Source organism: Chryseobacterium tagetis, assembly GCF_016735585.2.
GTDB classification, from domain to species: Bacteria; Bacteroidota; Bacteroidia; order Flavobacteriales; family Weeksellaceae; genus Chryseobacterium; species Chryseobacterium tagetis.
The window spans coordinates 25,586-47,295 of record NZ_JAERSE020000006.1 but is presented as its reverse complement, the minus strand read 5'-3'; the positions used below and the strand labels follow the sequence as shown (position 1 = coordinate 47,295).

The window sequence follows — 21,710 nt, the reverse complement described above, 5'->3', positions numbered from 1 at the left end:
TTATTTTTTTCAAAACATATCAAATATTCTTTTAATTTTGCAAAAATCCTAATTCTAACGTTTATGAAAAAATTTCTACTCAGCTTGGTATTGATTTTCTTTTCAATCAGTACCCTTTTTGCTCAGAGAGATACTGAGCACTGGATAGCACCATACTTTATGAGCACTAGTGCTACCGGATATACAAATACTTTGTATATGTCCACAGACTCTACAACACCGTTTGATGTAAAGATTTACAACAACAATACTCTTCTTACTACGGTTACGATAAGTAAAGGTAACCCACAGAGTTACTCAGTTGCTGCAGGTCTTATATCTACAAGTACAACATCTGAGGCTTCTACTGTAATCACCAAAGGACTGTATTTAAAAGGAGATAAACCTTTTTTCTGCAGTTTAAGATCTGCACAAAGTGCTCACGGTGAAATTGTAACTTCTAAAGGAAAAGCGGGGATAGGGACTAAGTTCTATGCAGCTGCAGCACCTATTACTTATAACAGTGCTTCTTTGATGAACTTTACTACCGGAATCATGGCTACTGAAGATGCTACTACAGTAACCGTTTCAGGATATAACCCTAACGTACAGTTTGTAAATAATACTCCTGCTCCTTTAAGTGTTACTTTTACTTTAAACAAAGGACAGTCTTATATCCTTGCAGGGCTTGGAGATAACACTCCAAACTTCACAGGATTCATAGGAGCAAAGATTACTTCAAACAAGGCTATTTCTGTAACTAACGGAAATGCAAATGCCATGTATGCTACAGGAAGCCAGTCTTCTGGATCTGACTTGGTATTAGACCAGTCTGTTCCTACAGAAAGACTTGGAAACGAATTTGCCATGGTGAGAAGTTTATCTCCTCTTACCAATTCATACGATATGGAAGGAGGTATCGTCATTGCAACAGAAAATAATACAGAAGTTTATCTTAATGATATACTGATTCCTGTTGCTACCCTTAACGAAGGAGAATATTATAGAATTTTAAATAGCGGCTATATTAACCAAGGGAACAGCCACTACAACATCTATGTACATACTTCAAAAAATGTATATCTATATCAATTAGTAGGTTCTAGTGGAGGAACTGCTACCGGAGGATACAACTACATCCCACCATTGAACTGTTTCTTACCTAGAAAAATTGATGAAATTGGAAAAGTAAGCGAAATGCCGGGATCCAGTGGTACCATTACTTTAAAACTAAATATTTTAACTGAAGCTGGGGCAACTGTTACATATACTGTGAACGGAGGGGCTCCAATAACACCGACAGCTGCACAAGGTCCTTACACTCTTACAGGAAATAGCAACTGGGTAACCTATGCGATCACTGGAGTTACAGGAAACCTTGCTATTCAATCAAATAAAGCTGTAACAGCAGGTATCAACGGAGGATATAGTACAGCAGGGTACGGAGGATACTTCGCTGGATTCTCTTCAATTCCTCTTATCTCAAAAACAACAGGAGATTGTATTCCTGGGATTGTCTTAGAGGTAGATGATAGTTATGATACTTATCAGTGGTATTTTAATGGTAATCCAATTCCTGGAGCGAATTCAAATTCATACACTCCAACTCAAGGAGGAGATTACACGGTAAAAGTTACCATAGGTAGCTGTCCACCAGAAACAACTCCTGTTTTCAAGGTATTTACTTGTCTGACAAATTCTACAAAAGCAATAAATGTATGTGATATTTCTCAGCTAATTGTTCCTGAATTCACTGTTTCAACACAAACATATAATCCTGGTTCAGTAACTATTGTTACGCAACCTACAAATGGTATGGCAACAGTAAATCCTGTAACAGGTGTTATTAACTATACTCCAAACGTAGGTTATGTAGGTACTGATACTATCGTATATAAGTTCTGTGGAACAGCACCTGAATTTGTAGATTGTGAACAAGTAACTTTAACAGTAACTGTTTCTGAGCTGCCAGTTGTAACCGATGCAACATTGAGAACTTGTTTCTTGGAAAGCAATACGGCTACGGGTGAGTTTAACCTAACAACTGCTCCAGTAACTACACAAGCAGGGGTAACAAAAAATTATTACCCATCATTAACTGACGCACAAAACGGAACAAATGAAATTTTAAATCCGGATCAGTATATCGCACCAAACGGTGTTGCATTTGTAAGAGTAACCAACGGAAACGGATGTTTTAGAATTGCTAAAGTTACACTTATTGTATTCCCGCCTACTAAATCTACAGTATTAACTGATAAGATTATCTGTATGGAAGATAAAACAACATTAGATGCAGGTCCTGCCTTTGATGGATATCAGTGGAGCACAGGAGCAACAACACAGACTATATCTGATGTTACTGTAGGTACATACTGGGTAAAATTAAAAACCGGCCTATGTTGGACTACACAAACAGTAAAAGTATACGCATCTGAACAACCTGTAATTTCTAGCGTTGATATTGCTACTAATACAGTGACCGTATATGCTACAGGAGGAACTGCTCCATATAAATACTCTATGGATAACATTAGCTGGCAAGATTCTAACGTCTTTACTAATGTGCCTAGAGGAAGCGGAATGGTATATGTGAAAGACGGATACGACTGTAATCCTATTTCTGTAGAAATTACAATTCCGAATCTGATTAATGTAATTACTCCGAATAATGATGGTGTAAATGATGTTTTAGATTACTCTGAATTAGGAAATAAATCAAATCTGGTAATCGACATCTTCGATAGATACGGAACTAAAATCTATCAGGCCAACAAAACAAACGGATACAAATGGGACGGTTCAACGAACGGAAGCAAAAAAGTATCTACCGGAAGCTACTGGTTCAGCGTAAGCTGGAATGAGCCAAACTCTAAACAAACTCCAGTTAAATATTCTGGATGGATTTTGGTTAAAAACAGAGAATAAGTAGTATTTATATAAAATTTATTAAAAACCACGATTTTAAAATCGTGGTTTTTTTGTTGCTTTTTCAAGTTAATACTACTTTTTATTATTAAATTTGTGACAAAAGCTACCCCTGAATGAGAAAAATTCTATCTTTTTTATTTATATTTTTCATTTCCATGTCTACTTTTGCACAGTTAGACAGAGAGCATTGGTTTGCTCCTATGATGGATAGAACCGGAAATCCCAATCCCTTCCAGAAGCTTTATTTATCAACCAGTCGTACGACCCCATTCCCTGTAAGTATCTACAACAATAATATTTTAATTGGCACCGTAACAATTAGCAAAAACAATCCCCAGAGATTTGATGTTTTAAGGGATTATATTATCACCACTTTACAAACAGATCTTTTCACTCCTACTACCAAAGGACTTTACTTAAAAGCAGATTTTCCTTTTTATGCTAACCTGAGGTTTTCAGTATACAACCACGCCGAGATTATTACCTCGAAAGGAATACCCTCTACCGGAAAAACTTTTTATGCTGCTACTGCTCCTATCACGGTAAGCAACGACATCCTCAATTTCATGACAAGTGTTCTGGCCACTGAAGATAATACGACCGTTACAGTTTCAGGATATAAATCTACTGTTCAGTTTTCAAACGGAACCACAGGAATTACTAATCCTACATTAACATTTACTTTAAATAAAGGCCAATCTTACATCATTGAAGGAAAAGGTGATCTTGCAGGAAATTTTGATGGCTTTATAGGGGCAAAAATCGTAGCCAACAAAGCGATTAATGTCACCAATGGTAATTTCAATGGACAATACGCAGGTAATTATGCTTCAAGCTCTGATATTTTAATGGATCAATCTGTACCTGTCGACAGATTAGGGACCGAATTTGCTTTAGTAAAAGGAAACGGCAGCATAGGATCTAATATGGAAACCGCTTTGGTAATAGCCACGGAAGATAATACTCAGATCTATGTAAACAATGAAATTCCTCCAGTTGCTACATTAAATACGGGGCAATACTATATTATTCCTGATACTAAATATGCCTCGCAAGGGAACAACCATTATAACTTATATGTAAGAACAACGAAAAATGCATACGTTTATCAAATGCTTGCCGGAGACTCCGCATCCGGAAGTGAAGTTGCCACCGGTGGTTTTAATTTTATCCCTGCATTAAACTGTTACTTACCAAAACAAATCAACGAACTCGGTTTTATCGATGAAAACTTTGTTCTTTCTAACAACAATCCAACTGGTATTTTAAATATTCCTACCAAGTTAAATCTTATCACTCAAAAAGGAGCTGTTGTAACGGTAAACGGAAATACTCCTCTTGCTAGTACAGGCCCCTTTAATATGACCGGAAACAATAACTGGGTGACTTACGGAATACCCAATACAGCAGGAACCATTACAGTTATTTCTGATAAAGCTATTACCGCAGGAATCAATGCAGGAAGTGATGCAGTAGGATATGGTGGTTTTTTTGCCGGATTCCCTACACAACCTTTTATTTTACAATCTGGAGGAGGTTGTGCTCCGGGTATTCAGCTTACCGTAGATCCATTAATCTATGACAGTTATCAATGGTATAGAAACGGCTCTATAATTCCTGGGGCTACAAGTTCTACTTATAATCCCATCCAATCAGGGTTTTATACATGTTCGGTAACTATGGGAAGTTGCGCCCCTCTAATTTCTAATGAAATCAAAGTTTTAAATTGTACAAAGCAAAGTACTTCCACTTATAATGTTTGTAACATACAAACAATAACACCAACTTTTACAACCTCTACACAGACTCCTGTTCCTTCTACTGTATCAATAGTCTCTCAACCAGCACTTGGTTCAGTAAGCATCAATCCTACAACAGGAGTAATTACGTATACTCCAACCAATCCGGGAACATTAACGGGTACTGATACATTTACCTATACATTCTGTGGAAATGATGCCGTTTTTCCGGATTGCGAAACCATTACAGTTACAATTCATTTAGAGGCTCTTACAACCACTAATGCTACAATCTATGCTTGTAATATAAATAATCAGGGAACTTTCAATCTGACTTCAGCCAATGTAAGTAACAACTCTCCTATTACAATCACTTATTATCCAACATTAGCAGATGCTCAAACTGAAAATCCGGGTGCTCTTATTACAGCTCCAAATACGTACACCGCAGCAAGTGGAACCATTGTGTATGCCGTTGTAAAAAATAATAATGGCTGTAAGAACATTGCTCAAATTACACTGACACTATATAATCTTGCCATCATTGCTCCTAATTATTCAGGAGTATTTTGTGATGATAATTTTGATGGCACCGTTACCATAAACCTGCTAAACATTACCCCAATTGTTCTTAATAATCCTACTTATTTTACGAATGTAAGATATTATGCCAATCTTTCGGATGCTAATGCAGGAAATGCAAATACCCTTCCCAATAGCTGGAGTTATACAACAAATACGACTATTTATATTCGTGTAGATTCACCAAATGGATGTGCGGCTGTAGTACAGCCCTTAAATTTCTCTATCGGACAGCAAATACAGTTATTGACCGATCGTATTACCACAAGCATTTGTGACGAAGATCTGGACGGTAGCAAGCAGGTAAATTTAGTTCCTTTCATCACTCAATTTACAACAGATCCAACGGTTACTTATACATTCCACAGCAATTTACAAGACGCTCAAAATGGGACAACACCTATCAACACGGTTGTGGGTCTTTCAGGAACTCAGACCATTTATATAAGATTTGAAAAAAATGGAGTATGCCCTGCCATAGGAAGAATAATTATTACAATTAAAACACCTAAAAAATCTGATATTTTATTAGACCAGATAATCTGTGCAAAAACAACCACTACCCTAGATGCAGGAGCCGGTTTTGAATCCTATGCTTGGAGCACAGGAGCCACAACATCTTATATTACAGATGTACCTGTCGGAAATTATTGGGTAGACCTTACTTATAATGGCTGTGTATACAGACAAAACGTAAGTGTAATAGAAGCTCAGCTTCCGTCAATTCTTTCCATTGATATCAACGGAACAACAGTCACAGTAAATGTAGGAGGAGGCTTCCCTCCTTATCAATACTCTCTGGATGGAATCAACTGGCAAAGCTCAAATGTTTTCTACAATGTAGCAAGAGGATCTTATGTAGTATATGTAAGAGATTCTAAAAGCTGTCAAATGGTTGAGAAATCTTTTGTCGTTGTAAAACTGGTCAACACCATTACACCAAGCGGAGATGGCCACAATGACCAGATCAACTATTCAGGACTTGCTGATAAAACTAATTTTGAGTTTAGAATTTTTGACCGATACGGAGCTGAAGTTTTCAGAGGAACGCGTACCAACAATTATACCTGGGACGGAACCATGGGAGGCAGAAATGTACCAACGGCTACCTATTGGTATTTCATCAGTTGGGTAGAATCCGGAATCACTCCTACTACCGTAAAATATACAAGTTGGCTTTTGGTAAAACACAGGTAAAAACTGAAAAAAGCATATTTATAACAATCATTAACAGTTTTGTATTAAAGTTTAATATACTTTAACCCGTTTTTGTAATCTAATAATTGATAAATTGGTGTATTTCTGTGTAATTTTGCCAATTATATGAAGAAACTAATTACTCTCATTTTTTTGATTTTTTTAGCTAAAATCAATGCCCAGGTTTTCTCTGGGGAAGTTTTTTTAAGAGACAATTCTATTTTGTATCTCAATCAGGTATATGTGACCAACCTCACAACACAAAAAACAGTACTTACCAATTATAATGGTAACTTCAATATTGATGCTAATCTGGGAGATGTAATCCGTTTCACCTCAATTATTACAGAAAGAAAAGATTTTAAAATAACCCCGCAAATGTTGGGAGGTAAAAACCTGATTGAGCTTAAGATCGCGTATTATGATATTCAGGAAGTACTTATCAGCAGATTCAAGCCTACGGGTAATCTCAGATATGATGTAAATTCAATCCGAAAAGAAGACAAAAGCCTTGCGCTCAAAAAAGTAATCGGATTGCCTACTCCGAAAGGTGATGGTACTTCACCTGAGCTTCCGGTTGCAGGATTAAGAGATGGTGGACTTACTTTCAGCTTAGAAAGTATTTATGATATCCTTTCGGGAGACCGTAAGAAAAAACAGCGTTATTTAGCCTATGAAAGAATGAACTCTTCAATTACTCAAATTAAAAATTATCTGGGGAAAGATTATTTTGTGAAGTTTAAAATTCCTGAAAACTTAATTGATAATTTCTTACAATTCGTGTATACTTCAGAAAATGTAGAACCGTATGTGTTGGCAGGAAATTTTGAAGCGATAAAAATCCCGATCGAAAAATACCTTCCGATTTACCAAAAAAGGCTTAAGAGTTCGCACCTTCAGGAAATCGCAAAATAAAAAATTACTAAAATACCTTTTTGAATAAGGATCTTTTTTAAAATATTTATAATTTTATAACCTGTTTAATTTATTAACGAACTGATCTCACCAGTTCAAAAGCACACATTTTAATGAAGAAATTATTGTTTTTATTGAGTACCGTATTATGTATCAGTCTTTCTGCACAAGGGAAAGGCAAAGATTATAGTAATATCATGAAAAGTAAAAATATCTATGAGCTTAATGCCTTCCTCCGAGATGCTCATCCTGATGAACCTCGCCGTTCGATCATAAAACCTAGAGTAATGCAACTGATGAAGGAATATATTCAGAATGCAGCCCCGGGAGATCCTAAAGTGAAAAGTATGCAGGAGAACCTAGCCCTTTTAAAAAGACGTTCCTCTACAAAAATTACTTTTGATGAAATGAACGCAAAAATACGCGAAAAGCAAATTGCAAAATATAGAACAGAACTTGCATCCGGAGTATCCTCAATAAAATATACACCCAGTACCACTCAAAATGTTTATGTAGCCAATACTGCTACTACAAGTACAAAAGCAGCGATTCCTAATACAGAAGCTGATGAATTCAATATGCTTATGGCCAGCAATCCTGATGAGCATAAAAATAAAACAGTAAAAATATTGAACTCATTATTTGATAATGATCCCAATGCCAAAGAATGTATCGTAATGATAGAAAACAATTCCGACTGTAACATTATCGTAAGAATGGAAGGTGTCGGAAATACCAAATACCGTCTTGCAGTTCCTGCACACGGAGATAATTCTATTGTCATCGAAAAAGGAAATTACCTGTTTACAAGTCTGGTTTGCGGGGCGCAGTATGCATCACAGAAAACGGTTCAAAAACCAATTATGGTAGCCTTAAGCAATCCTAAATAACACAGAAAAACACCTCAATAGCACTACAAACATAAAAAAATAGGTATTTTTTCACTATTTTTGTCCGATTTTATATAATATGGGCAAAAATAAGCTAGCGAGATTCGCAGAAAACAAAATATTACCAAATGTAGTTCAGCCAACAAGAGAAGAAGCACTGAACGGTTTTGAATTGAAAGGAAACTGGAGAAAAGATTTCTTCAAAAATGAAAATCCTATTGTCTTAGAACTAGGCTGCGGAAAAGGAGAATATTCTGTAGGTCTTGCAAAAACATTCCCTGAGAAAAATTTTATCGGAATCGATATTAAAGGGGCCCGGTTTTGGTTTGGAGCTAAAGAAGCTGTTGATAACAATATGCACAATGTAGCATTTTTGAGAAGCCAGATTGAACTTGTAGACAACTATTTTGCAGAAAATGAAGTCGATGAGATCTGGATTACTTTCCCCGATCCTCAAATCAAATACAGACGTACAAAGCATAGATTAACGCATCCTGATTTTCTGGACAGATATAAAAAGTTTTTAAAACCCGGTGGAATCATTCACTTAAAAACAGATTCAGAATTCTTGCACGGCTATACATTAGGCTATCTTCAGGGAGCTGGATACGAAATCATAAGCGCTCATCATGATATTTACAGCGCTCTTGAATATGATCCGGGAACACCTCATTTAAGAGATATCAGAACGTATTATGAAGAGTTATTCTCTGCAAAAGGGAAAACAATTACATATATAAAATTCAGAATAAACTAATATAAGGGTAAGATTTTCTTACCTTTTTTCGTTTCAATACTATAAAACAAATCACATGAAAGAAAAAATAATTTTCGGGATATGCCTATCTTTTCTTTTTATCAGTTGTAGTACAAATTACAATACAACCTCTTCATCTTCCCCTAAAAGCTCCCAACCCAGAGCAACCTCTACACCATCAGTATCTCAAACGGAGCAGGAATACAACACCTTAATAAAGACCTATAAACCGGAAACGGCTGACGTTTTAACCGATTTATTTAATGAGAATTCAAACAACTCTAAAACATCAGTTACGGTCACCAATAAATCCCGCTGCAACATGGTGCTGACCATCACCGGAAAAAATTATTCAAAAAAGATTCCTATCGGTGCAGGCAAAATAGGATATGCTATGGTTCTTAAAAATCAAAATTATAACCTGTCCGGAATGGTTTGTAATTCGGTGTATCAAAAGACTCAGTTTGTCTCATCTTCTTATAGCATTACTCTTTCCAATTAACTAATTAATTTCACAAAATAAAAAATCCGCTAAGAATTAACTTAACGGATTTTTTTATTTTAAAGATAAATCTCTAATTATTCAGCATCGAAATCAGCATCTTTATCAGCAGATACTACTTCTCCTTCTTCTTTAGATTTTTCTTTATCAGCTTTTCTTTGAGACTGACCTTCTTTGATAGATTCTGAAACGATGTTCAAGATCATATCGATAGATTTAGAAGCATCATCGTTTCCTGGGATAACGAAGTCAACTTTTCTTGGGTCAGAGTTTGTATCAACAATACCGAAAACTGGAATACCTAATTTCTTAGCTTCAGTTACAGCGATGTGTTCTCTCATGATATCTACAACGAAGATTGCAGAAGGAAGACGAACCATGTCAGAGATAGAACCTAAGTTTTTCTCTAAGTTAGCTCTTTGTCTGTCTACTTGTAATCTTTCTTTTTTAGATAAAGTTTCGAACGTACCGTCTTTTTTCATTTTGTCGATAGAGTTCATTTTCTTTACAGCCTTTCTGATAGTAACGAAATTCGTTAACATACCTCCTGGCCATCTTTCTGTAATATAAGGCATATTAAGTTCAGAAGCGTGTTTTGCAACCACTTCTTTCGCTTGCTTCTTAGTAGCTACGAAAAGAACTTTTTTACCTGCAGAAGTTAATTTTTCTAAAGCTCCACAAGCTTCATCCAATTTAACAGCTGTTTTATGTAAGTCTACAATGTGAATACCATTTTTCTCCATAAAAATGTATGGAGCCATATTTGGATTCCACTTTCTAGTCATGTGACCGAAGTGTACACCAGCCTCTAGAAGGTCTTTTACATTTGCTTTTGCCATGTTTTCTGTTTTTGTTAGTTTACTTTCCGTTTTTTAAACAATCAACAACTTCTTTAGATGGGAGAAGCGTTTGGATGCTAAACGTAACGGGCAATTTTTTTGTTTTGATAAATAGATTTAGATATAAGACAACAGATTGAAAAAATTCCAAAATCTGAGATCCTGTATCTGAAGTCTGAAAATTAACGTTTTGAGAATTGGAATCTCTTTCTTGCTTTTTTCTGACCTGGTTTCTTTCTTTCCACCATTCTTGCATCTCTTGTAAGTAAACCTGCAGGCTTCAATGCTAATCTGAATTCAGCATTAATTTCGCAAAGTGCTCTAGAAATACCTAATCTGATAGCTTCTGCCTGACCTGTATTACCACCACCGAAAACATTTACGGTAACGTCATACTGACCAACAGTTTCAGAAAGGATGAACGGCTGGTTTAATTTGTAAACCATCACGTCTGTAGAGAAATAAGTTGCAGCATCTTTACCGTTTACTGTAATGTTACCAGTTCCTGGCTTTACATAAACTCTAGCTACAGAAGTCTTTCTTCTTCCGATTTTGTGAACTATAGACATAATTAATTATTTAAATTCGTTAACATTAATTGTTTTAGGCTGTTGAGCTTCATGTTTGTGCTCAGTTCCTTCATATAAATAAAGGTTCTTTAATAAAGCAGATCCTAATCTGTTTTTAGGTAACATACCTTTTACAGATTTTTCTAATACTTTTAAAGAATCTTTCTTTTGAAGTTCAGCTGCAGTCATAGACTTCTGTCCTCCAGGATACCCTGTATGCCAGATATAAGTCTTATCGTTCCACTTGTTTCCAGAAAGAGTAACTTTCCCAGCGTTCAAAACGATTACGTTATCACCACAATCTACGTGAGGTGTGTAGTTCGTTTTGTGCTTACCTCTCAAAATCTTTGCAACCGTAGAAGCTAGTCTTCCTAACGGCTGTCCTTCAGCGTCTACCACAACCCATTCTTTATTAGCAGTAGCTTTGTTCGCTGAAACAGTTTTGTAACTTAATGTATTCACACGTTTTAGTTAAAGATTAAACATAATTTCCCCCTAAAAGGGTGTGCAAAGGTACAAATTATTTTCGGAATGCAAAAACATATTTCATTTAATCTATTGATTACCTGCTGAACTTCTGTTATTCAATAGACTCGTTCAATAAAATTCAAGAAAAAAGCAGATGTATTTTTAATAAGGAGTATTCCATTTCACAAATTCAAAAAACAAACATTCATTTAAATATTCATTAACTTAATGTCTTATTTATTAATTTTATTTAAATATTCACCCAAAACATTATCAATCTGATTATTTTATGTTCATAAATAATTATATTTGTGCTAAACACTAAAAACTATGAGCCACGGCAAAACACGAGAAGATAAAACTTGCCTTAACTGCGGACATACCGTTGAAGAAAGATATTGCCCACATTGCGGGCAGGAAAACATAGAGCCTAAGCAACCCTTCCATTATCTTTTCACCCACTTCATTGAAGATTTCACCCATTATGATGGTGAATTTTGGAAAACCATAAAATATCTCTTACTTAAGCCTGGCAAATTAACCAAAGAATATCTTGCAGGAAAAAGACAACTGTACGTAGCACCTGTGAAATTATATATTTTCATAAGTTTTATTACTTTTTTCCTTCCTCCCCTGATTTCCAGTTCAGAAGAAGAATCAAGCGAACCTGAGAAAAAAGCACACATTGCCAAGGAAATTAAAAAAGAAAAAACTAAAGAGGAAAAAATTGCAATAATAGCAGACAGTTTAAAACAAGGCCTTTCTAAGGAGCAGCTTAATAAAGACTCCCATCAAACAAACCAGATCGCCAAAGATGTAAAAGTAACAGAAGTCAACGGAAATGATATTGATACAGATGCTTTAGCAGAAACGAAAGACGGAAGACTAAGTGTACTTGGAGCAAAAAGCATGAAACAATTTGATTCCATTCATTCTGGAGACAAAAAAAATCAGTTTATCTATGCCTTCATGAAGCCTTTTGCCAAAAAGATCTTCCATATGCAGGATCAGGGGTTAAAGAAGGAACTCATTATGGATAAATTTAAAGAAACCATGATCCATACCCTTCCAAAAGCATTATTCATCTACCTTCCGGTTTTCGCATTCTTTCTTTGGATCTTTCATAATAAAAAGAAATGGTGGTACTTCGATCACGGGATTTTTACCCTTCACTATTTTTCATTCCTATTATTAGGAACCCTTATTTTAATATTTTTTGATAGAATTACAAATCTTCTCCCTGATTATACTCCCTTAAATTTATTAATTGTCCTTATATATATAGCAGCTATTATTTATATGTCTATTTATTTCTTTATAGCCCATCACAGAGTATATGAAAGTTCACGAACGATGAGCATTTTCAAGGGAATATTTTTATTTATGATCAATTTTATCGGAATAATCTTTATGGGACTATTATTAATGTATACAAGCTTTTTGATGATGCATTAATTGCGTAAGGATTTTGTAGCTCTGAAACTCGCAATTAAATAATACGCAACAAATACGGTAGAAAATTTAAGGATAGAAGGAATTGCCAGTTCAAGACTAAACAGGAGGAAGCCAACCAGCACCAAAATTCCCATTGCCACAAAAGACAATCCTAATTTTTGAGACAATGTAAAATTCGGGGTATCCAGATAATAAGCGATTCCCCATGCAATACCGAAAGCAAAAGCATAATAAATATCAAGACCAAGATTTTCTGAACTGTAAAAAAAATAGTTAATTAAAAAACTCAAAACAGTTCCAAGAGCGAAATATAATAATGCCTTTTTCATACCTTATATAATATGGTGCAAAAGTAGAAAAATTAATTTGAGAATTTTAAATTGAATATTCCTTTCTTTCTAAACGAATGTTTGTTAAGTGGGTGAAAACCTAAAGCATAAAAACACCATAAAATACTAAACAACAACACTTTAATTCAAAACAAGCGGTTACTATTTTATTATTATATTTGGGAATTCAGAAATTTTCTAGATTTTTTATGGAAACCCAAAAATATACTCCTAAAAACAAAGTAAGAATCGTAACAGCTGCCTCGTTATTCGATGGTCATGATGCTGCGATTAATATCATGCGCCGTGTGATTCAGGGAACCGGATGTGAAGTCATCCACCTAGGTCACGACAAATCTGCAGAGGAAGTTGTAAATACAGCTATTCAGGAAGATGCGAATGCGATTGCCTTAACTTCTTATCAAGGTGGTCACAACGAATATTTTAAATACATCTACGATCTTTTAAGAGAAAAAAACTCTCCGCAAATCAAAATTTTTGGTGGCGGTGGCGGTGTAATTCTGCCTGAAGAAATCGAAGATATCATGTCTTACGGAATCGACAGAATTTATTCTCCGGACGACGGTCGTGAACTTGGTTTACAAGGAATGATTGACGATTTGGTGAAAAGATCAGACTTCGCAACAGGAAAAGAAGTAGAAGCAAGTGATTTAGATTCTATCAGTTTTGAAAATTCTACAAGCATTGCTAAAATCATTTCTGCAGTAGAAAACTTCTCAGAAGAAAAACCGGAATTGGTTCAGGCAATTGACGAAAAATCAAAAGATTTAAATATTCCAATCATCGGTATTACAGGTACAGGTGGAGCCGGAAAATCTTCATTAACAGACGAATTGGTAAGACGCTTCTTACGTTCCAATACAGATAAAAAAATTGCAATCATCTCCATCGACCCTTCCAAAAAGAAAACCGGAGGTGCACTTTTGGGTGATAGAATTCGTATGAATGCGATCAACGATCCGCGCGTTTATATGCGTTCGATGGCAACGAGAGAGAACAACGTTTCTGTTTCTCCGTTCATTCATTCAGCTTTGAATGTTTTGAAACTGGCTCATCCAGATGTTATCATTTTGGAAACTTCAGGTATTGGACAATCCGGTTCAGAAGTTTCTGATTTTGCGGATGTTTCAATGTACGTAATGACTCCTGAATATGGAGCTTCAACACAGCTGGAAAAAATCGACATGTTGGATTACGCAGATTTAGTAGCTTTAAATAAATCTGACAAACGTGGCGCTCTTGATGCACTTCAGGCTGTAAGAAAACAGTTCCAGAGAAACCACTTATTGTGGGAAAGTCCGTTGGATGACATGCCGGTTTATGCGACAAAAGCATCTCAATTCAACGATCACGGAACCACTGAATTATACAACAGATTGGTTTCTAAAGTCAACGAAAAATTTGCTGATTTAAATCTACAAGGTTTTATTGAACAGGAAATTACAGACGAAGTAACGATTATTCCTCCAAAAAGAGTGCGTTACCTTTCAGAAATCGTTGAAAACAACAAACAATATGACGCCAACATCGAAAAACAAGCTGAGCTTGCGAGAAAAATGTATCATATTGAAGGCGTTAAAAATATTATTTCTAATGAAGCTTTAGACGCAGAATATCAAAAAGCTGAAAAAGAACTTCAACAGGAAAACATCGACTTTCTAAAAACTTGGGACGATACGAAAAAAGCTTTCCACGAAGAATTTTACTCTTATTTCGTAAGAGGAAAAGAAATTAAAGTAGAAACCTCAACAGAATCTTTATCTCATTTAAGAATTCCAAAAATTGCTCTACCAAAATACAACGATTGGGGTGATTTGATCAAATGGAAAGGTCAGGAAAATCTTCCGGGAGGATTCCCTTACACAGCAGGAATTTATCCTTTCAAAAGAACCGGAGAAGATCCAACGAGAATGTTCGCAGGAGAAGGAGGCCCAGAAAGAACCAACAGAAGATTCCACTACGTTTCTGCAGAAATGCCTGCAAAACGTTTATCAACAGCTTTCGACTCGGTAACATTGTACGGACAAGATCCAGCTTTACCACCGGATATTTACGGTAAAATCGGAAATGCGGGAGTTTCTATTGCGACTTTAGATGATGCTAAAAAACTATATTCAGGATTTGATTTGGTAAACGCATTGACTTCAGTTTCAATGACGATTAATGGTCCAGCTCCAATGTTGCTAGCTTTCTTCATGAATGCAGCGATCGATCAGAATGTTGAAAAATATATTGCTGAACATAAATTAGAAGCTAAAGTTGAAGAAGTTTTAAAAGCAAAATTCGACGATAAAGGATTAGCAAGACCGAAATACAACGGAGAACTCCCTCCTTCTAACAATGGTTTAGGGTTAAAACTATTAGGAATTACAGGAGACGAAGTTATTCCTGCGGAAGCTTATGCTGAAATTAAAGCTAAGACAATTGCGACCGTTCGTGGAACTGTTCAGGCAGATATTTTAAAAGAAGATCAAGCTCAGAATACTTGTATTTTCTCTACTGAATTTGCCTTAAGATTAATGGGTGACGTTCAGGAATATTTCATTAAAGAAAAAGTAAGAAATTTCTACTCGGTTTCTATTTCTGGTTATCACATTGCGGAAGCGGGTGCAAATCCGGTTTCTCAGTTGGCATTTACGTTGGCAAATGGTTTCACGTATGTGGAATATTATTTGTCAAGAGGAATGGACATCAATGATTTTGCACCAAACTTATCTTTCTTCTTCTCCAACGGTATCGACCCTGAATATTCAGTAATCGGACGTGTAGCAAGAAGAATCTGGGCAAAAGCAATGAAACTGAAATACGGAGCCGACGAAAGAAGCCAGATGTTGAAATACCACATCCAGACTTCAGGACGTTCGCTTCACGCTCAGGAAATTGATTTCAACGATATCAGAACGACTTTACAGGCATTATACGCAATCTATGATAACTGTAATTCATTGCACACGAATGCTTATGACGAAGCCATCACAACTCCGACTGAGCAATCGGTAAGAAGAGCGATGGCGATTCAGTTGATTATTAATAAAGAATTAGGATTAGCGAAAAACGAAAATCCACTTCAAGGTTCATTTATTATTGAAGAATTGACGGATTTGGTGGAAGAAGCTGTTTATACAGAATTCGACAGAATCACGGAAAGAGGCGGTGTTTTGGGGGCAATGGAAACGATGTATCAACGTTCGAAAATCCAGGAAGAATCGATGCATTACGAATGGTTGAAACATACCGGAGAATATCCAATCATCGGGGTAAATACATTCTTAGGAAAAGACGGTTCGCCAACGGTTCGTCCGGGAGAAGTTATCCGTTCAACTGAGGAAGAAAAACAGGTTCAGATTGAAATGCTTCACAACTTCCAAAATTCTAATCATGATAAATCGGAAGAAGCTTTGAAAACTTTACAACACGCAGCAATCAATCAGCAAAACTTATTTGAAGTCATGATGGATGCCGTAAAATATTGCTCTCTTGGACAGATTACCAATGCTTTGTTTGAAGTTGGTGGTAAGTACAGAAGAAATATGTAACGGCTGTGCCGTAGACAATTTTTGACTACTAACTGTTTCAAGAATTATAAATTAAAACCTCAAGGAATTTTCTTTGAGGTTTTTTATTTTAATTATCTTTATAAAAAAATGTGATGAAAATTTTTCAGATAGAAAATCCTTGCGAAGAAACATGGGACAATATGCACGACATTCCTGAAGGAAAATATTGTGATTTGTGCTCTAAAAAAGTTTTGGATTTGACTCAAAAAACGGACGACGAAATTTTTCAACTTTTGGAAATGTCGAATGGAAAGATCTGTGGGAAAATTTTCCAACATCAATCAAATAGAAATTTTCCCCGTCCTGAAAAAATCATCATCAATCACGAAAAGCGAAAAGGATATTCACGACTTATTGCAGGATTGACAATTGCCGCAAGTTTAACCGGAATTCAAACCAATGCCGTAACCATTGAAAATTCTTCAACTGAAATTTCAGAAAAGAAAAACCAACCGGAAAAAGATTCGGAAGAGGAAAAAACGACGGATAAAGACTTTATTATTTCAGGAAGCTTAATCAATTCTGAAACAGGTCAACCTCTACAAAATATTGAGGTTACTTTAATCACAAAAGAAAAAATTTTTAAGGCTAATACAAATCAAGATGGAATCTACAAATTAATTGTACCCGCTTTTTATATTCAAAACAACAACAATGTACTCCATTTTGACTTTGGAGGCTACAATGATAAAGAGTACATCCTTACTAAAGATGAGCTAAGGAAAAAGCAGTTTTCTTTTAATAGTTCTGAAATTGACGAAGCCGTTATTATTGCTGGTGGCATTTCTTCAAAAAAACTGGAACCTACTATTTTATTAGATGGTGAAGAAATTACAGAAAAAGAGTTGTATGAACTCAATAGAAAAGATTTTAAGATTTTTCATTTTTATGGAAAAACAGCAAAAGCTATTTACAGTGACACTTCAAAAGACGGTTTATATTTAGTTTTCTCAAAATGAAGCCAAAAGCCATCTTCAACTGGAGCAGCGGAAAAGACTCTGCGCTTGCATTATATAAAACTTTACAAGAAGACCAATTTGAAATCACTTCTTTGCTCACAAGCATTAATAAAGAGTTTCAAAGAATTTCTATGCATGGCGTTCATGTTTCATTACTGGAAAAACAGGCTGAAAGTTTAGGTTTTCCTTTAATTAAAATGGAGCTTCCGAAAGAACCAACCATGGAAGAATATCGTGAGATCATGAGCAAAACCATGAATACAATCCAGTCTCAAGGTGTTACTCATTCTATTTTTGGAGACATTTTTTTAGAAGACTTAAGAAAATACAGAGAAGATCAGCTACAATCCATCGGAATGGAAGGTGTTTTCCCTTTATGGAAGATCAAGACAACCGACCTCATCCACGAATTTCTAGATTTAGGTTTTAAAACCATTGTGACCTGCGTCAACGAAACGTATTTGGACAAAAGCTTTGCTGGAAGAATTATTGATAAGGATTTCATTAATGACCTGCCAGAAAATGTTGATCCTTGTGGAGAGAACGGAGAATTCCACACTTTTACTTTCGATGGCCCTGTTTTTAAAAATCCTGTTCAATTTGAAATGGGAGAAACCGTCAAAAAAACATATCCGAAACCCAAAACTGATGATCATGAAGAAAATGGAGATTATGTTTTCTGGTTTTGTGATTTGCTCCTAAAATAAGGAAATATCAAAACAAACTCGGTTTAAATAAACATTTCTCATTCACTAACACATTTTTACCGTTTACCTCAAATTTTATTTTCATTGTAATGCAAATTTTATTTTTGTTCTATAAAATAAATAACAATGAAAAATCTAAAGCTTTTAAGTAAATCTTTACTGATTTTCTTTCTGCTCACTGCAACCTTATATTTTTCACAAACAGGAATCAGAATTACGTACTATAACGGAACTACACAAGATTATAGTATAGAAAACAGTGGCAAATTATCCAAACCCCTGAAATATTTTCACATTTCAGGGGTTTTATTTTTCGATTGATTTATCTGTGCATTTATTCTGCCACGAATACTGATAATTTTTTTAACGTTTTTTTATGTTCAAAGAAATTAAGAATCCCAAAGATCACGATTATTTGGGTTAAAAAAGGAAACACTAGGGTCACTAAAGCATACACTAGGTTTCCGAGATGATCTGTTTTGAATAATAAATAAGCATACTTCCCATTTTTAGCAACAAGTTGAGCCATGGTCGTTGTACTCACCACCATAATTCCTATATTTTGCTGATAGATGGAATAGAAGGATCTTCCTTTATATTTAAAACCTCTTTTAACGTATTTCCTGATTTTATAATTGAATGCCCAAACTAAAGCAGGAGCCAACAGAAATAATACATTTTGGAGTCTAAAGAGATTAGTATACGTTTCCTGACTGTTAGAAATATAAATCAGTAATAGATTTACAAAAAAAGAAATTAAAGCATAGAAAACAGACTTTTTAAGAATCCTGTTATACTTTGCTTTAACAATCTTCTTCACGATTACCGGGATCTTTTCTGAATAAAATACTGAATAAGTCGTCATTTTAAACTCACTCTCCCACAGCTTCTGAGTTTTCAGAAAAGCTTCATCAAAACTTATATCTTCATTCTTCTGAATATCCAAAACCTGTGAAGCCATATGATCTTCCACCTCCAATAAAATATCTAACGGAAGTTTTTGAAAAATAAGATAATCTCTGATAAGATCTAATTGTTCTTTATTCATGAAAGTAGCACATTAATTTTCTTCGCTCTGAAATACAAAAGCTGAATTTTCACCATCACACAATACAAAAGAATTACCTGATTCAGTATTGGTTTCCAGAAATCAAATGTTTCTGAAAAATATCCGAACAGGGGAACAGTTATAACTGCCACTATTATATTTCTCAACAATAATGGATGAAAGCTTATCTGCTGATATTCTTTAAAACTCATTTTCTTCCAGATAAAATTATACATCAAAATGGAAACTAAAGACAAAAGAATCAGAATCTCTGAATAGAAAAACATCTCTTCAGAAATTGGAACAATCAATCCCAATAGCACAGAAAAAAGAAGAGATGAGTATATAATCTTTTTAAATCTTGACCGTACAATTGTCTTTTCAATTCGTGCAATCTTTCTGAATGAAAAAAAATCCGCTTTCACCATTTCAAGTTCAGTTTCCCAATTCAGCTTTGTATAAACAAATGCCTCATGAAAACTGATGTTTTTTGTGGTCATCAAATCGGAAATCTGCATAACAAAGTGGTCATAAACCTCAGCAAATACGGCAGCACTCAGTTTCTTACTTTTCAGATATTTCTCTATTTCTGTAAGGTATTCTTTATTCATCATTTTTACAGATTAAAAGTTTTAAGATAGGGTTTCATTTTCTTCATAGATTTTACAAAGCCCAAAAGGATAAAAAAGCCATATGAATACAATCCGACAAAACCAGAAAAAATAATCAATGATAAAAGTCCGATTAATGAACCTTGCTCAAACCAGCTATAAATTTGTGCTCCGACCTTTCCGTATTGCCCCAATAAAAATGGCTGAAAAGCTCCTACTAAAATTACAATTGCATGAGAACTCTGGAAAATATTGAACTTAATCTTTTTAAACTGACCTACATAGTTAAAATAGCGTATATACCAGAGAAAAAGTATTGAAGGGATAGAAGTCAAGGTCGAAACCAAAAAAGGAAAGATCTCACTAAAAGTTTCTTTTTCTAAAACTTTGGAAAGTACCAGAACACTCCCATTCATAACAAAAAATACAAGGAGTGATTTCCAGAAAATCCTGATCATTGCCTTATCTTTTATATCCTTCACAAAAACCGGAATTTCTTTCCCAAAGTTTTTTGTCAGGGTAAGATCTTTTTTCCATGCCTGTTTTACCTCCTCAAAAGACTTTTCAAAGGAAGTAGTCTTACTCATCAGAATTTCAATCTGGCTTATAAAATGATCTTCCACTTCTATCAGAATATCCAATGGAATTTTTTTGGAAAGAAGATAATTACGAATTTCTTTTTTGTGTTCTACCGACATCATATATCAAATATAGTTTTAAGATTAAACAAATAGCTTTTCATTTCATCTTCCTGCATCGCCTGTTGCTTTTTCCCATGATCAGTAAGCAGGTAATATTTCCTGTTTCTTCCGTTTATTTCCTGTACTTCAGAGGTAATAATACCGTCTGCTTCCAGCTTGTGCAAAAGAGGATACAATGCACCTTCCGTCATTTCCAATTCGCCTTCTGTAAGTTCTTTTGCACGTTGCGTGATTTGATAGCCATACATTTTCACTTCCTTTGAAAGCAGTTTCAGAATAATATTCTGAAGTGTTCCTTTATAGAGACTGTTTTTTTTCATCATCCCGTAGATTTAATACCTTACAAATCTATGCATAATTTTCTTATGTATAAAACTATTTTTTACTTTAAATAAATATTACCTTTGAAATATGAAAAAAATGTACTTCATCGCTATATATCCTCCTCAGAACATTATTGAAGAAATTAATGTTTTTAAACAGGATCTGGCCACAAATTTTGCTAACACCAAAGCATTAAAAAATGAAGCGCATATAACTTTATTTCCCCCATTCGACAGAGAGTTTGAGCTTGAAAGTGATATTCTTGATGCATTTCAAAAAATCAATACAGACATGAGTCCGTTTGAAATCATACTGAACGGTTTTGGAAGTTTTCCCAATCCCAAAAATCCTGTTTTGTTTGTACAGCCTGAAGAAAATGAAAATTTAAAACAGCTCCAGCTAAACGTAAAAGAAAAATTTAGTTTTAAAAATTATACATTCAACCCTCATGTAACTGTTGGATACAGAGACCTTACTTATGATAATTTTCTGAAAGCATGGGAAGTCTATCAACACAAAATCTATAAAACTAAATTCCTAGTTGATAAAATAGTATTACTCCGTCACGATGGAAAATGGGTTCAGATTGCAGAGAAAATGCTTTCCGGAAAATAATCTTTAATCCATTTT

Annotated in this window: 20 protein-coding genes; 12 read left to right on the top strand and 8 right to left on the bottom strand. The window is 34.9% G+C overall.

The features are described 5' to 3' along the window. Positions 1-63 precede the first annotated feature (63 nt). From JI747_RS19065 to JI747_RS19040, 6 genes are all read left to right on the top strand, one after another. Positions 64-2,907: a T9SS type B sorting domain-containing protein gene (locus JI747_RS19065; protein ID WP_225690454.1), complete on the top strand. Its 2,844-nt coding sequence runs from the start codon at positions 64-66 to the stop codon at positions 2,905-2,907. A 116-nt stretch (positions 2,908-3,023) separates the two neighbouring features. Beyond that, on the top strand, positions 3,024-6,428 hold the full coding sequence (locus JI747_RS19060; RefSeq protein WP_225690453.1) for a T9SS type B sorting domain-containing protein: 3,405 nt from the start codon (positions 3,024-3,026) through the stop codon (positions 6,426-6,428). Positions 6,429-6,554: 126 nt separating this feature from the next. Continuing rightward, complete coding sequence (locus tag JI747_RS19055; RefSeq protein ID WP_225690452.1) at positions 6,555-7,343, top strand: hypothetical protein; 789 nt, start codon at positions 6,555-6,557, stop codon at positions 7,341-7,343. Between the two features lie 113 nt (positions 7,344-7,456). After that, positions 7,457-8,233: a DUF6759 domain-containing protein gene (locus JI747_RS19050; protein ID WP_225690451.1), complete on the top strand. Its 777-nt coding sequence runs from the start codon at positions 7,457-7,459 to the stop codon at positions 8,231-8,233. Between the two features lie 79 nt (positions 8,234-8,312). Then, positions 8,313-8,990 carry a tRNA (guanosine(46)-N7)-methyltransferase TrmB gene (gene trmB, locus JI747_RS19045; protein ID WP_225690450.1) on the top strand — a complete coding sequence of 226 codons (678 nt, stop codon included), beginning with the start codon at positions 8,313-8,315 and terminating at the stop codon, positions 8,988-8,990. A 55-nt stretch (positions 8,991-9,045) separates the two neighbouring features. Continuing rightward, positions 9,046-9,492 (top strand): DUF6759 domain-containing protein, encoded by a 447-nt coding sequence (locus JI747_RS19040; protein WP_225690449.1) that lies wholly within the window; start codon positions 9,046-9,048, stop codon positions 9,490-9,492. Between the two features lie 77 nt (positions 9,493-9,569). Here JI747_RS19040 and rpsB read toward each other — a convergent pair whose 3' ends face one another. The 3 genes from rpsB to rplM all read right to left on the bottom strand — a co-directional run bounded on the left by rpsB (position 9,570) and on the right by rplM (position 11,362). Next, a complete protein-coding gene (rpsB, locus tag JI747_RS19035; protein WP_225690448.1) occupies positions 9,570-10,331 on the bottom strand; it encodes a 30S ribosomal protein S2 in 762 nt (253 codons plus the stop codon). 182 nt (positions 10,332-10,513) lie between these two features. Further along, positions 10,514-10,900 (bottom strand): 30S ribosomal protein S9, encoded by a 387-nt coding sequence (rpsI, locus tag JI747_RS19030; RefSeq protein WP_034678948.1) that lies wholly within the window; start codon positions 10,898-10,900, stop codon positions 10,514-10,516. A 6-nt stretch (positions 10,901-10,906) separates the two neighbouring features. Then, the gene (gene rplM, locus JI747_RS19025; protein ID WP_007843275.1) at positions 10,907-11,362 is read right to left on the bottom strand and encodes a 50S ribosomal protein L13; all 456 of its coding nucleotides are present in this window, start codon (positions 11,360-11,362) and stop codon (positions 10,907-10,909) included. A 336-nt stretch (positions 11,363-11,698) separates the two neighbouring features. Here rplM and JI747_RS19020 point away from each other — a divergent pair, with 336 nt between their 5' ends. Then, positions 11,699-12,823: a DUF3667 domain-containing protein gene (locus JI747_RS19020; protein ID WP_225690447.1), complete on the top strand. Its 1,125-nt coding sequence runs from the start codon at positions 11,699-11,701 to the stop codon at positions 12,821-12,823. Here JI747_RS19020 and JI747_RS19015 read toward each other — a convergent pair. After that, on the bottom strand, positions 12,820-13,152 hold the full coding sequence (locus JI747_RS19015; RefSeq protein ID WP_225690446.1) for a hypothetical protein: 333 nt from the start codon (positions 13,150-13,152) through the stop codon (positions 12,820-12,822). The two genes, JI747_RS19020 and JI747_RS19015, sit on opposite strands and share 4 nt — an antisense overlap. Before the next feature lie 209 nt (positions 13,153-13,361). Here JI747_RS19015 and JI747_RS19010 point away from each other — a divergent pair, with 209 nt between their 5' ends. The 4 genes from JI747_RS19010 to JI747_RS18995 all read left to right on the top strand — a co-directional run bounded on the left by JI747_RS19010 (position 13,362) and on the right by JI747_RS18995 (position 18,717). After that, complete coding sequence (locus JI747_RS19010) at positions 13,362-16,709, top strand: methylmalonyl-CoA mutase family protein (RefSeq protein WP_225690445.1); 3,348 nt, start codon at positions 13,362-13,364, stop codon at positions 16,707-16,709. Positions 16,710-16,822: 113 nt separating this feature from the next. Continuing rightward, on the top strand, positions 16,823-17,689 hold the full coding sequence (locus JI747_RS19005) for a carboxypeptidase-like regulatory domain-containing protein (RefSeq protein ID WP_225690444.1): 867 nt from the start codon (positions 16,823-16,825) through the stop codon (positions 17,687-17,689). Further along, positions 17,686-18,396 carry a Dph6-related ATP pyrophosphatase gene (locus JI747_RS19000; RefSeq protein ID WP_225690443.1) on the top strand — a complete coding sequence of 237 codons (711 nt, stop codon included), beginning with the start codon at positions 17,686-17,688 and terminating at the stop codon, positions 18,394-18,396. Before JI747_RS19005 ends, JI747_RS19000 begins: the two co-directional genes overlap by 4 nt. Positions 18,397-18,522: 126 nt before the next feature. After that, positions 18,523-18,717, top strand: a complete 195-nt coding sequence (locus tag JI747_RS18995; protein ID WP_225690442.1) for a hypothetical protein — start codon at positions 18,523-18,525, stop codon at positions 18,715-18,717. A 13-nt stretch (positions 18,718-18,730) separates the two neighbouring features. On the opposite strand, the gene JI747_RS18990 is transcribed toward JI747_RS18995, so the two are convergent. The 4 genes from JI747_RS18990 to JI747_RS18975 are packed head-to-tail and all read right to left on the bottom strand — an operon-like array spanning position 18,731 to position 21,076. Further along, positions 18,731-19,444, bottom strand: a complete 714-nt coding sequence (locus JI747_RS18990) for a hypothetical protein (RefSeq protein WP_225690441.1) — start codon at positions 19,442-19,444, stop codon at positions 18,731-18,733. After that, on the bottom strand, positions 19,441-20,058 hold the full coding sequence (locus JI747_RS18985) for a hypothetical protein (protein WP_225690440.1): 618 nt from the start codon (positions 20,056-20,058) through the stop codon (positions 19,441-19,443). The genes JI747_RS18990 and JI747_RS18985 overlap by 4 nt, the downstream gene beginning before the upstream one ends. A gap of 2 nt (positions 20,059-20,060) precedes the next feature. Beyond that, a complete protein-coding gene (locus JI747_RS18980) occupies positions 20,061-20,756 on the bottom strand; it encodes a hypothetical protein (protein ID WP_225690439.1) in 696 nt (231 codons plus the stop codon). Further along, positions 20,753-21,076, bottom strand: a complete 324-nt coding sequence (locus JI747_RS18975) for a PadR family transcriptional regulator (RefSeq protein WP_394371166.1) — start codon at positions 21,074-21,076, stop codon at positions 20,753-20,755. Before JI747_RS18975 ends, JI747_RS18980 begins: the two co-directional genes overlap by 4 nt. A gap of 91 nt (positions 21,077-21,167) precedes the next feature. Between JI747_RS18975 and JI747_RS18970 the strand changes: the two genes are divergently transcribed. Next, the gene (locus JI747_RS18970; protein ID WP_225690437.1) at positions 21,168-21,695 is read left to right on the top strand and encodes a 2'-5' RNA ligase family protein; all 528 of its coding nucleotides are present in this window, start codon (positions 21,168-21,170) and stop codon (positions 21,693-21,695) included. Positions 21,696-21,710: the final 15 nt, after the last annotated feature.